This window comes from Nocardioides sp. Root140 (assembly GCF_001426745.1).
Classification (GTDB): Bacteria; Actinomycetota; Actinomycetes; order Propionibacteriales; family Nocardioidaceae; genus Nocardioides.
Window position 1 is genome coordinate 153,677 of record NZ_LMFI01000016.1, and the last position, 12,146, is coordinate 165,822.

Consider the following 12,146-nt stretch of genomic DNA (forward strand, 5'->3'; position numbering starts at 1 on the left):
GTCCTGCGGATCATGAACGCCTACATGGACGGCGACTACACCTCGGTGCCCAACAGCACCACCTCCGCGGTCTACATCCCGCCGACGTACACCTTCACGCACCCCACCAACGGCGGCAAGGTCGGCTCCCCGCACACTGCCTCCGGCGGCAACAACACCGGCAACACCGGCGACCCGGAGTCCCCGTCGACTGAGTCCCCCTCGACCGGCACCACCGACCCGGGCACGACCGACCCGGGCACGACCGACCCAGGCACGACCGACCCAGGCACGACCGACCCAGGCGACGACCCGGCAGGCACGCTCACGAAGACAGGCGAGGCCATCAAGAAGGCCACCGACCCGGTCGTCGCGACCGTGACCGGCTTGCTCGGACCGATCGAGAAGACCCTCGTCGCGACGCTGGCGCCCGTCAAGTGCACCGCCGAGTCGCTGACGTTGGCGCACCTAGGAGACAGCACCTACTACAAGCGCTGCCTCGCGTCGTACGGCCTCTGATCTGACACCTCGAACGGCCCGGACTCCACACGGAGTCCGGGCCGTTCGGCATTTGCGCCACCGGGTGCAGCGAAACGGACCACTCCGCGTGCAGACGCCGTCCGTTTCGCGTCACTCGGTCTGATCAGGCGGCGTCGCAGCGCTTGTGCACCGGATCGCAGTCACCTGATGACAGCAAGGCGGTGCACAAGGGCAGGGCACCGGCGGCGGCACAGTCGGTCAGCACCGGAGAGCGCATCGGCGCCGGCGGACCGTGCGACAGGTAAGTCGGGGGCTCGGCACCAGGTCCACGCTCGGATCCGGACCGAAGTCGCCGAGTTACCTGTCCTACGGTCCGTTGCGGCCCGGAGGCAGGCGAGGAACCGGTCGCCGATGACCCGTGACGTTCATCTGGGCATACAGTTCAGCGGTCGCAGCCCCAAGGCCACGCTCAGCCGTCGCCCGTGCGGCGTGAACTGTATGTCGACATGAGCAACCATCGGCGCCGCGAGCTGGCCACGGCCAGATCCGCAGGGGCGAAGCGCACGGGCAGCGTCACCGGCGGTGACGGTGTGCTCGACCTTGTGCACCGTGCTGCGTGCAGCAGGTGACTGCCCGGCCGGGCACAGGCCGGTAGGCCAGGCGGTGCACACGCCGGTGGGCAAGACGGGCACACGCCCGTGGGCAAGGCGGTGCACATGCCGGCGTACAGACAGCGCGGCGACGAACCTCAGCGGCGCAGGAGGCGGGCGGCCTCGGCGGCCCAGTAGGTCAGCACCACGTCGGCACCGGCCCGGCGGATCGAGAGCAGCGTCTCCATGATCGCGGCCTCGCGGTCGATCCAGCCGTTGGCGGCCGCGGCCTCGACCATGGCGTACTCCCCCGAGATGTTGTACGCCGCCACGGGTACGTCGACCGCGTCGCGCACCCGGCGGATGACGTCGAGGTAGGCCAGGGCCGGCTTCACCATCACGAGGTCCGCGCCCTCGGCAATGTCGAGCAACGCCTCGCGGACGCCCTCGACGGCGTTGCCGGAGTCCTGTTGGTAGGTGCGCCGGTCGCCCTGGAGCGAGGAGTTGACCGCCTCACGGAACGGTCCGAAGAACGCGGAGGCGTATTTCGCGGAGTAGGCCAGGATCGAGACGTCGGAGGCACCGGCGTCGTCGAGGGCAGCGCGGACCACCCCCACCTGGCCGTCCATCATCCCGCTGGGTCCGACCATGTGCACCCCGGCGGCGGCGTGCGCGCGGGCCATCTCGGCGTACACCTCGAGGGTGGCGTCGTTGTCGACCCGCCCCGCGTCGTCGAGGACGCCGCAGTGGCCGTGCGAGGTGAACTCGTCGAGGCACAGGTCGCTCATCACGGTGAGCGCGTCACCCACCTCGGAGACGACGTCGGCGATCGCCACGTTGAGGATGCCGTCGGGGTCGAGCGCACCCGACCCGGTGGCGTCCTTCTCGGACGGGATGCCGAAGAGCATGACGCCGCCGAGTCCCAGAGAGGCGGCCTCGGCGGCGGCCTCCTTCAGCGACGAGCGGGTGTGCTGCACGACGCCGGGCATCGAGGAGATCGGGACCGGCTCGGTGGCGCCCTCACGGACGAAGACCGGCAGCACCAGCTGGCGCGCCTCGAGCGAGGTCTCCGCGACCATCGCGCGCAGTGCCGGCGTACGACGCAGGCGGCGGGGTCGGACTGTCGGGAACTCCATGCTGCTCCTCCGCTCGGGTGGGAAATGCCGGACGTCCTGCGTCGTGGCCGCCGGAGCGACCCCGACGCAGGACGTCACGGATGGATCAGGACGTCGTGGCCCGGCGACGGGTCGACGGCTTGCGGTCGGACGGCTTGGTGACCGGCTGACCGCTCTCGACCAGCGACGCACGACGCGTGGCACCGAAGTCGGCGAGCGCGTCGACGAGCACCTCGACCGACGGCTCGCTGGCCATCACGTCGACCCGCAGGCCGTGCTCCTCGGCGGTCTTGGCGGTGGCCGGACCGATCACCGCGATCACGGTGGAGGCGTGCGGCTTACCGGCGATGCCGACCAGGTTGCGCACCGTCGAGGACGAGGTGAACACGACCGCGTCGAACTTGCCCGACTTGATCGCGTCACGCGTCGGCGCCGGCGGCGGCGTGGCCCGCACCGTGCGGTAGGCGGTGACGTCGTCGCACTCCCAGCCCAGGTCGATCAGGCCGGCCACGAGGTTCTCGGTGGCGATGTCGGCGCGGGGCAGGAAGACCCGGTTGATCGGGTCGAGCACGTCGTCGTACGGCGGCCAGTCCTCGAGCAGGCCGGCAGCGGACTGCTGGCCCGAGGGCACCAAGTCGGCGCGCAGGCCCCACGCGGCGATGGCCGCGGCGGTCTTGTCGCCGACGGCGGCGATCTTGAGGCCCGAGAAGGCACGTGCGTCGAGGCCGTACTCCTCGAACTTCTCGCGCACGGCCTTGACCGCGTTGACCGAGGTGAACGCGATCCACTCGTAGCGACCCTCGACCAGGCCGCGCACGGCCTTGTCCATCTGCTGCGGGTTGCGCGGCGGCTCGACCGAGATCGTCGGCACCTCCTCGGGGACGGCGCCGTAGCCGCGCAGGCGCGAGGTCAGCGAACCGGCCTGCTCCTTGGTGCGCGGCACCAGCACCCGCCAGCCGAAGAGCGGCTTGGTCTCGAACCACGACAGGGTCTCGCGCAGGTTGACCACGTCGCCGACCACGGTGATCGCCGGCGGGGCGATCTTGGCGGCGCGGGCGTCGGCGGCAATGCGCTCGAGCGTCGAGGTGACGGTCGACTGGGTGGTGGTCGTGCCGGACTGGGTCATCGCAACAGGAGTCGTCGCCGAGCGACCGGCGTCGATCAGTGCCTTGGCGATGTCACCGATCGAGCCGACCGCCGAGAGAAGCACCAGGGTGCGGTTGTCGGCGTACCGGCTCCAGTCGATCTTCTCGCCACAGGTGACCACGGCGACCTCGCGGTTGTTGCGCGTGGTCAGCGGCACTCCGGCGTACGCCGGCACCGCGGTGGCCGACGAGACACCGGGCACGATCTCGAAGCCGATGTCGGCCTTGGCACAGGCCTGGGCCTCCTCGGGCCCGGAGGCGTAGAGGAACGGGTCGCCGTTCATCAGGCGTACGACGCGGAGCCCGCGCCTGGCCTGCTTGACGACCACCTTGGCGCGGTTCGCGTGGGTCAGCGGCTGGCCGTCGGGGCCGAACCCACCGTCGACGATCTCGGGGCCGGCGGCCTCCTCGAGCGTCTCGTTGCCGTCCTCGTCGGCGACCATCCGCGGCTCCGGGATGCCGAGCACGGCGCGCACGAACGCGGCATGCTCGGGCAGCTCGGTGACGACGACCTCGGCGTCGCGGAGCAGCTCGGCCGCCCGCACGGTCAACAGGTCGGGGTCACCGGGGCCACTGCCCACGAATGCCACCCACCCGCGTGCCTGCGAAGGGATCGTTGACGGGCCCTGCACGGATGCGGGGGCCGGCGTGGTCTTGATCTTTCGTCCAGTCATGCCTGCTGCCTTCTACCTGGTGTGTCGATCAGTTCAGCTGCGCCCTCTTCGAGCATTCCGGCCGCCAACCGGGTGCCCACTCCTGCCGCGTCGGCGAGTGGGCCACTCGCTGATCTGCGGATGTCGATCGTGCCGTCGTGCGACAACGCCACGGCGCGGATCCAGACCTCGTGTCCGTCCTGCCCGTCGTCGACCACTTCGGCCAGTGCTCCCACCGGGGCCGAGCATCCGGCCTCCAGCGTGCTGAGCACGGCCCGCTCCGCCTCCACGGCGGCCCGGGTGAACCGGTCGTCGAGGTGTTCGCGCAGCCGTGCTGCCAGCTCCGTGTCGGTGGTGCGGCACTCGACGGCGAGGGCTCCCTGCCCCGGGGCCGGCAGCATCTGGATCGGGTCGATGGTCTCGGTGACCAGCTCGAGCCGACCGATGCGCGCCAACCCGGCACGGGCCAGGATCACGCCGTCGACCTCACCCGAGGTGACCTTGCCGACGCGGGTGTCGATGTTCCCGCGAAGTCCCACGATCTCCAAACCGAGACCGAGGGCGCCGAGCTGGGAGGCCCGGCGCGGCGACCCGGTGGCGACGACGGAGCCCTGCGGCAGCTCACCGAGGGTGAGCCCGTCGCGGGCGACCAGCACGTCGCGCGGGTCCTCGCGGGTGGGTACGGCGGCCAGGGTGATGCCCTCGGTGGGTGCGGTGGGGATGTCCTTGAGGGAATGCACCGCCACGTCGACCCGACCCTCGAGCAGGGCGTCGCGCAGTGCACTGACGAAGACGCCGGTGCCGCCGAGCGTGGCCAACGGGGCACGAGAGACGTCGCCCTCGGTGGTGATCTCGACGAGCTCGACCTCGACGCCGAGGCGTTCGCTGATCATCTCGGCCACATGGCCGCACTGGGTGCGGGCCAGCAGGGAGGCGCGGGTGCCGATCTTGATCGTCATGTCAGACGCCCCGCTCGGGTGACCGCGTCGACGGCCTCCGGGTCGAGGGCGAAGAGCTCGCGCAGGGCAGCCGCGTAGGACACGGCGCCGGTCTCGTTGGCGAGCTCCTTGACCCTGGTGGTGGGCTGGTGGAGCAGCTTGTCGGCCACCCGGCGTACGGCCTGCTCCACCTCGGCGCGGGACGCGTCGTCGAGGTCGGGCAGGCGGGTGAGCAGCCGCTCGATCTCGCCGTCGACGACGTCGGTGGCCATGCTGCGCAGGGCGACCACGGTCGGGGTGACGCTCGCCTTGCGGCGGGCGCTGACGAAGGCGGCGACCTCCTGGCCGACGATCTCGCGGACGCCGATCACCTCGAGGGCACCGTCAGTGCCGGAGAGGTCGGAGGCGAGTCGGCGCAGGTCGATCACGGAGACGCCGGGGAGGTCGGCCACGGCCGGGTCGACGTCGTGCGGGAGGGCCAGGTCGAGGAAGACCAGGGGGTCGTGGTTGCCGGCCCGTGCGGCGGCCACCTGGCCGGCGGTGACCACCTGACCGGTGGCGCCGGTGCAGGAGACCACCAGGTCGGCCGTGGCCAGCTCGTGAGTGATCTCGGAGAGGGGCAGCGAGCGGGCGCCGTACTCGGTGGCGAGGCGTTCGGCGTTGCCCTCGGTGCGGTTGAGCACGGCGATGTCGGCGGCGCCCAGGCGGGACACGGTGGCCACCGAGAGTGCGGCCATCGCGCCGGCCCCGACGACGGCGACGCGCTTGCCGGCGACGCTGCCGATGTCGGCGGCGGCCAGGTCGAGGGCGGCCGAGACCATGGAGGGTGCGGCGCGGTCGATGTCGGTCTCGGCGTGGGAGCGCTTGCCGACCCGCAGGGCCTGCTGGAAGAGCACGTTGAGCGCGGGACCGACGGTTCCGGACTCCTGGCCGAAGCGGAGCGCCTCGCGGGCCTGGCCGAGGATCTGGCCCTCGCCGACGACCATCGAGTCGAGCCCGGCGGCGACGTGGAAGAGGTGCGACACGGCACCGTCGTCGTAGTGCACGTAGAGGCAGGAGAGCAGGTCGTTGTCGAGCGCCAGGTCGGCGCCCCGGTCGCAGAGCAGCCGCGAGATCTCCTCGACGCTGCCGTGGAAGCGCTCGACCTCGGTGTAGATCTCGAGGCGGTTGCAGGTGGCCAGCACGGTGGCCTCGGCGACGTGGTCGACGCCGATGACGTCGGTCAGCAGCTTGGCGACACCGTCCTCGTCGAGGGCGAGACGTTCGAGGAGGTCCACCGGGGCTGTGCGATGTGAGATTCCGACCACGAGGATGCTCACGCGATCACCTCCTGGTCCGTTGCGTGGCCCAGGTCCGCGTCGGGAGCCGCCTTGCGCTGCTCGTGGTAGGCGAGGATCTGGAGTTCGATGGAAAGGTCGACCTTGCGTACGTCGACTCCCTCGGGCACCGAGAGCACCGTCGGGGCGAAGTTGAGGATGCTGGTGACGCCGGCGGCGACCATGCGGTCGGCGACATCCTGGGCGGCCACCGCGGGCGTGGCGATCACGCCGATGGAGACGGACTCGGCGGCGACAATCTCCTCGAGGTCGTCGAAGGGACGCACCTCAAGACCGGCCACCGCCTCGTCGTGGCGTTCGGGGGCGGCGTCGAGAAGGGCCACCACGCGGAAGCCTCGCGAGCGGAACCCGGAGTAGTTGGCCAGCGCGTTGCCGAGGTTTCCGATGCCGACGATGACGACCGGCCAGTCCTGGGTGACGCCGATCTCGCGGGCGATCTGGTAGCGCAGGTAGTCGACGTCGTAGCCGACCCCGCGGGTGCCGTAGGAGCCGAGGTAGGAGAGGTCCTTGCGGAGCTTCGCACTGTTCACGCCGGTGGCGGTGGCGAGGTCCTCGCTGGAGCAGGTGCCGATGCCGCGCTCGACGAGCACGGTCAGCGCCCGGAGGTAGATCGGCAGCCGGGCCACGGTCGCCTCGGGGATCTCACGACCAGCGGTTCGGGCCACGCCGTCGACAGGTGCAGCCCCATGGGGGCTGCCGGCGGCGGGCGTCCGTGCGGTCAATTGTCTCGTCTCCAAGGCGCCGCCAGGCACGATTCATCACCTGGCTGGAATGCGAGGCGGTGTTCCTTGCGGCGTCGTTCACTTTAGGAGTTTGTGAACGGAAGAACAAAACGAGTCCGCACCGTGGCTACCACAGGCGGGGTGACCCATCTCACGGGGGTCCCGATCAGCCGGTCAGGGCCTGCCTCAGCCGGGCCTCGTCGACCCTCCAGAAGTCGTGCTGGCGCCCGTCGACGAACGTCACCGGGACCTCGTCGGTGAAGCGTGCCTGCAGCTCGGGATCGGCGTCGATGTCGACCTCGTCGTAGGACTCCCCGAGGTCGGCGCAGACCCGTTCGATGACCAGCCGCGCCTCGTCGCAGAGGTGGCAGCCGGTGCGGCCGTAGAGCCGGACCCGGGGCTCAGCCACCGGACGCCTCTTCGGTCGGCTGGTCGGTCGGCTCGTCGGTCGGCTCGTCGGTCGGCTCGTCGAAGAGGGCCACCCGCTGGCGGGCGGCGGCGCGGAGCCGGCCCTTCTGCACCTTGCCGGTGACGGTGTAGGGCAGCTCGTCGACCACGTGCACGGTGGTGGGCTGCTTGAAGCGGGCCAACCGGTCGGCGCAGCGGGCACGCACCGCCTCCTCGAGCCCGGCCTCGTCACCGTCAGGGGTGGCCACGACGTAGGCCACGACCGCCTCGCCGGTGAGCGGGTCCTCGACCCCGATCACGGCGCAGGCCTGCACCCCGGGGACGTTCGCGATGGTCTCCTCGACCTCGGAGGGGTAGACGTTGAAGCCGGACACGATGACGAGGTCCTTGCGCTTGTCGACCAGGAAGAGGTCCCCGTCGGTGTCGAGGAAGCCGACGTCGCCGGTGGCCCACCAGCCGTCGCCGTCGGGTCCCTCGCGACCGTCGGGCCAGTAGCCGCTGAACAGGTTGCCGCCACGGATCTCGATGTCGCCGGGGTCGCCGCCCTCGACGTCGTGACCGGCCTCGTCTCGCAGCCGGATCTCGATGCCGGGCAGCGCCGCACCGACCGAGCCGGTGGGCGCGTCCTTGCTGCACAGCGTCGAGGTGACCACCGGCGCCGCTTCGGTCAGCCCGTAGCCCTGGTGCACCGCGACTCCAGTGCTCTCGACGAAGGAGTCGATGACCTCGGCCGCCAGCGGCGCCGAGCCCGAGAGCACCAGCCGCACGGGGCCCAGGCGCTCGGCGAGGTCGTCGAGCGGCAGCCAGTGCGCGAACACCGGCGGCGCCACCGGCACCACGCTGATCGCCTCGTCCTCGATGAGGTCGAGGGTGCCGCCCGGTTCGAAGGAGTCGGCGAGCACCACGCGCACCCGCAGCCGCAGCGAGGCGCCGAGCACGGCGTTGAGGCCGTAGACGTGGAACAGCGGCAGCACCCCGAGGACCACGTCGTCGGCGGCCAGCATCGGGGGCTGGACCTCGGCGATCTGCTCGATGTTCGCCAGCAGTGCCCGGTGACTGAGCATGGCCGCGCGCGGGCGCCCCGACGTACCGCTGGTGTAGAGGAGCGCGGCCAGGGTCTCGGGGTCCTGGAGCGCGGGGAGCGCGCGGCCGTGGCTGGCACTGAGGTGGGCGTAGGACCGCTCCCCCGGCTGCAACGTCGAGCCGACCGTCACCAGACGGGGCTTCGGGACGTCGGCCAGGTCGTCGGGGTCGATGCCCTCGAACTCGCCGTTGCGGGCCCGCTCGACGATCTGGAGGGCCTCGCGGACCACCGTCACGGTGTCGGTGTCGGCGATGATGATGCGGGTGCCGGAGTCGGCCAGCATGCGGGCCAGCTCGTTGGCGGTCGACCGCGGATTGACCGGTACGACGACCAGCTGCGCGCGCAACGCCCCGAGGTAGCTGGTCACGAACTCGATGCGGTTGCCGAGCACGAGCATCACGCGGTAGCCGGCGACGGCGCCCTCGTTGGCATAGCCGGCGGCGACCCGGTCGACCTCGTCCTCGAGCTCCGACCACGTGACCCGGCGTCCGCTGGACGCCTCGACGACCGCCATGCCGTCGGGCAGTTCGCGCGCGGCCGACGTCAGGAGGTCGGCGACCGAGTTCGTCATGCGCAGATACTTCCACACGAAGGTCGGTCGCTGGCGAGAACCCGAACGCCCCGGGGTACGCAGAGCGCGCCTCCGCAACGTGGGTTGCCCACTAGGGTGGAGGCGTGAACGACAAGCGGCCCCAGGCTCCCCGTCGGATCGACCTCAAGGCGCGGTCGACGATGGCCGGCGAGGCCGCGGCCGCGGCGACCGAGGTGGAGTCCGCCCTCGACGTCCCGCCCGACCCGGGGTCGGCGGCGTTCTTCGACGTCGACAACACGATCATGCAGGGCGCCAGCATCTTCCACCTCGCCCGTGGGCTGCACCGCCGCAAGTTCTTCACCACCCGCGACATCGTCGGCGCGGCCTACAAGCAGGCCTACTTCCGCCTCGTCGGCGTCGAGGACCCCGAGCACGTCGCCGAGGCCCGCAACTCGGCGCTCAGCTTCATCGCCGGACACACGGTCACCGAGCTCGAGGAGCTCGGCGAGGAGATCTTCGACGAGGCGATGGCGCACCGCATCTGGCCGGGCACGCGCGCCCAGGCCCAGCTGCACCTCGACCAGGGCCAGCGGGTCTGGCTGGTCACCGCGGCACCGATCGAGATCGCCAGCATCATCGCCCGCCGACTCGGACTGACCGGCGCGATGGGCACCGTGGCCGAGCACGAGGACGGCGTCTACACCGGCCGCCTGGTCGGCGACATGCTCCACGGTGAGGCCAAGGCCGAGGCGATCAAGGCCCTCGCAGCGCGTGAGCACCTCGACCTGACCCGTTGCTCGGCGTACAGCGACTCCTCGAACGACCTGCCGATGCTCGGGCTCGTCGGCGACCCGGTGGCGATCAACCCGGACGCGAAGCTGCGGGCCCACGCCCGCGAGCAGGGCTGGCGGATCCGGGACTACCGCACCGGACGCAAGGCCGCCCGGGCCGGGCTGGTCCTGGGCGCCGTCGCCGGAGCGGCAACGGGGTCGGTCGCCGCAGCAGCAGCACTGCGCCGCAACCGCAACTGAACGTGTCGGGCACCTCACATTCTGGAGAGGTGTTCACAGATGACCGAAAATTACCTACTCTTGGGTAGCGGGCCAGGGAGAGGACCGCGGGAGGGCAGGATCGATGTCTTGGGGAGCGCAGGACCTCGCGCGCGGCATGACCGCGTTGCGGGACGCGGTTCTCGCGACCCTCGCCGCTGAGCCCGAGCTGGCCCACGGCCTCGCCGGCGACTCCGGCGTCGTGCTCACCCAGGACGTCCTCGCCGGCACCCGTCCCTCCGGCGGCGGCAACGGGTCGTACGACGACGCCGACCAGGCCGCGTCCTCCGCGGAGAACGAAGCCGACCGCGAACGCATGATCGCACTGGTCGAGCTGGCCCGTGGAGGCGACAAGGAGGCCTTCGGGCAGCTCTTCGACCACTACCACCCGGCGGTCTACCGGTTCCTCTACTACCGCACCCGGTCCCAGACCCTGGCCGAGGACCTCGCCTCGGAGACGTTCTTCCGTGCGCTGCGGTCGATGAACAACTTCCGCTGGCAGGGCAAGGACTTCGGCGCCTGGCTGATGACCATCGCGCGCAACCTGACCACCGACCACTTCAAGGCCGGCCGCACCCGCCTCGAGATGACCACCGAGGACATGGGCGCCCACGACGACGTCACCGACGGACCCGAGTCCGCCGTCCTCGCGTCGCTCACCAACGAGTCGTTGCTGGCCGCCCTGCAGAAGCTCCCCAAGGAGCAGCAGGAGTGCCTGATCATGCGGTTCCTCCAGGGCATGAGCATCGCCGAGACTGCCCAGGTGCTGGCCCGTTCCGACGGCGCAGTCAAGCAGTTGCAGCTGCGCGGCGTGCGCAACCTGGCGAAGTTGCTGCCCGCGGGGATGAGGGACTGATGTCGCCTACGTCTCAGACCGTAACCTCGGTTCCCCGCGCCTCGTTGTTCCTGTCGACAGGGTCACTGCCGACGGCTGCGTGCGGCCGGCGTGACGTGAACGAACCGACAGGAAGAGCGCGATGATCTCGGTGCTTCCGGCACACAGGCGTGCCGAGGAGTTCAACGCCCAGCTCGAGGGCGCGGGCGGCAGCCACAACTCACGGCATGCCGACCTCCTCGAACTGGTCTCCGCCATGCGCTCGGTCGAGGCCCCCGCGCCGCGGCCCGACTTCGTCGCGGACCTGCGGGCCCGACTGATGGCCGAGGCCGACGTCGCCCTGACCGAGGTCGACCGCAAGCTGGCCCTGCCGGCCCACCCGCGCAGCCACCGCGACCGGCGCATCGCCGTCCTGGCCGGCACCGCGGCTCTCCTGGGCGCCACGACCTCGGTCGCCGTTGCGGCCCAGGGCACCCTCCCGGGCGACACGCTCTACCCGGTGAAACGGGCCATCGAGGGCATCCAGTCCTCCCTCACGTTCGACGACACCGCCCGCAGCGAGACCGTCCTCGACCAGGCCACCGGCCGTCTCCTCGAGGTCGAGGCGCTGGCCCGCCAGGTCGACTCCAGCCGGGCCGACCAGCTGCCGTCCACCCTCGACGACTTCTCCAGCCAGGCCGGGGAGGGCGCCGACCTGATCTTCACCGAGTACGGCGAGACCGGTGACACCGATCCCCTCGTCGAGCTCAACGGCTTCGTCGACTCCAGCATGAAGAAGCTGGTCGACCTCGACGCGCTGCTCCCCTCGACGGTCACCGACTCGCTGCGCAACGCCACCACCGTGCTGACCCGCATCGACGACGAGATCACCAAGCTCTGCCCCGAGTGCGCCGGCGGCATCCTGCAGCTGCCCGCCCGGCTGACCAGTGCACTGGGCAGCGCCGACCCCGGCCCCGTGGTCACCCCGAAGCAGAAGGCCTCCACTCCCGGCGACTCGACGCCCAACCAGGCGATCGACCCGAAGGACGTCATCCCGCTGCCCCCGGTCGGCGGCGACTCGACGCCTGACTCCCCGACGTCCGACCCGACGAAGACGATCACCGAGGAAACCCCCAAGACGGTGAAGAAGACCGTCAAGGCGGTCGAGGGGACGCTCAAGGGCGGCAACGAGCTCCTGCTCGGCACTAACGGCGTGCTCGGCCCCGTCACCACGACGCTCGACCCGTTGCTCGGGCCCATCCTCGGTGACGGCGGTCTGCTCAGCGACTGAGCCGTCGCC

General features: G+C 71.0%; 11 protein-coding genes. 4 read left to right on the forward strand and 7 right to left on the reverse strand.

All coding sequences use genetic code 11. The features are described 5' to 3' along the window. On the forward strand, window positions 1-498 hold a 498-nt coding region (locus tag ASD30_RS26815; protein ID WP_200951249.1), incomplete at its 5' end, for a hypothetical protein. A gap of 709 nt (window positions 499-1,207) precedes the next feature. Here ASD30_RS26815 and hemB read toward each other — a convergent pair. From hemB to ASD30_RS24785, 7 genes are all read right to left on the reverse strand, one after another. Then, the gene (hemB, locus tag ASD30_RS24755) at window positions 1,208-2,185 is read right to left on the reverse strand and encodes a porphobilinogen synthase (RefSeq protein WP_056688668.1); all 978 of its coding nucleotides are present in this window, start codon (window positions 2,183-2,185) and stop codon (window positions 1,208-1,210) included. A gap of 85 nt (window positions 2,186-2,270) precedes the next feature. Next, a complete protein-coding gene (locus ASD30_RS24760; protein WP_056688671.1) occupies window positions 2,271-3,983 on the reverse strand; it encodes a uroporphyrinogen-III synthase in 1,713 nt (570 codons plus the stop codon). After that, a complete protein-coding gene (hemC, locus tag ASD30_RS24765; protein ID WP_056688673.1) occupies window positions 3,980-4,921 on the reverse strand; it encodes a hydroxymethylbilane synthase in 942 nt (313 codons plus the stop codon). The genes ASD30_RS24760 and hemC overlap by 4 nt, the downstream gene beginning before the upstream one ends. After that, window positions 4,918-6,219, reverse strand: coding sequence for a glutamyl-tRNA reductase (locus tag ASD30_RS24770; RefSeq protein WP_056688677.1), 1,302 nt, complete (start codon window positions 6,217-6,219; stop codon window positions 4,918-4,920). Before ASD30_RS24770 ends, hemC begins: the two co-directional genes overlap by 4 nt. Continuing rightward, window positions 6,216-6,902 carry a redox-sensing transcriptional repressor Rex gene (locus tag ASD30_RS24775; RefSeq protein WP_056688679.1) on the reverse strand — a complete coding sequence of 229 codons (687 nt, stop codon included), beginning with the start codon at window positions 6,900-6,902 and terminating at the stop codon, window positions 6,216-6,218. Before ASD30_RS24775 ends, ASD30_RS24770 begins: the two co-directional genes overlap by 4 nt. A gap of 223 nt (window positions 6,903-7,125) precedes the next feature. Continuing rightward, window positions 7,126-7,368 (reverse strand): glutaredoxin family protein, encoded by a 243-nt coding sequence (locus ASD30_RS24780; RefSeq protein WP_056688681.1) that lies wholly within the window; start codon window positions 7,366-7,368, stop codon window positions 7,126-7,128. After that, window positions 7,361-9,022 carry an AMP-binding protein gene (locus tag ASD30_RS24785; protein WP_082564159.1) on the reverse strand — a complete coding sequence of 554 codons (1,662 nt, stop codon included), beginning with the start codon at window positions 9,020-9,022 and terminating at the stop codon, window positions 7,361-7,363. The genes ASD30_RS24780 and ASD30_RS24785 overlap by 8 nt, the downstream gene beginning before the upstream one ends. A 104-nt stretch (window positions 9,023-9,126) precedes the next feature. Between ASD30_RS24785 and ASD30_RS24790 the strand changes: the two genes are divergently transcribed. The 3 genes from ASD30_RS24790 (at window position 9,127) to ASD30_RS24800 (ending at window position 12,137) form a co-directional block, all read left to right on the forward strand. Further along, on the forward strand, window positions 9,127-10,014 hold the full coding sequence (locus ASD30_RS24790; protein ID WP_235532673.1) for an HAD family hydrolase: 888 nt from the start codon (window positions 9,127-9,129) through the stop codon (window positions 10,012-10,014). Window positions 10,015-10,117: 103 nt separating this feature from the next. Further along, window positions 10,118-10,888, forward strand: coding sequence for a sigma-70 family RNA polymerase sigma factor (locus ASD30_RS24795; RefSeq protein ID WP_056688683.1), 771 nt, complete (start codon window positions 10,118-10,120; stop codon window positions 10,886-10,888). 121 nt (window positions 10,889-11,009) lie between these two features. After that, the gene (locus tag ASD30_RS24800) at window positions 11,010-12,137 is read left to right on the forward strand and encodes a DUF5667 domain-containing protein (RefSeq protein WP_056688685.1); all 1,128 of its coding nucleotides are present in this window, start codon (window positions 11,010-11,012) and stop codon (window positions 12,135-12,137) included. The last annotated feature ends 9 nt before the right edge of the window (window positions 12,138-12,146 follow it).

Bases quoted from the DNA above. Each gene is read 5' to 3' on its own strand.
- ASD30_RS24760 (WP_056688671.1), bottom strand. From the start codon at position 3,983: ATGACTGGACGAAAGATCAAGACCACGCCGGCCCCCGCATCCGTGCAG.
- ASD30_RS24795 (WP_056688683.1), top strand. From the start codon at position 10,118: ATGTCTTGGGGAGCGCAGGACCTCGCGCGCGGCATGACCGCGTTGCGG.
- hemB (WP_056688668.1), bottom strand. From the start codon at position 2,185: ATGGAGTTCCCGACAGTCCGACCCCGCCGCCTGCGTCGTACGCCGGCA.
- ASD30_RS24785 (WP_082564159.1), bottom strand. From the start codon at position 9,022: ATGACGAACTCGGTCGCCGACCTCCTGACGTCGGCCGCGCGCGAACTG.
- ASD30_RS24800 (WP_056688685.1), top strand. From the start codon at position 11,010: ATGATCTCGGTGCTTCCGGCACACAGGCGTGCCGAGGAGTTCAACGCC.
- hemC (WP_056688673.1), bottom strand. From the start codon at position 4,921: ATGACGATCAAGATCGGCACCCGCGCCTCCCTGCTGGCCCGCACCCAG.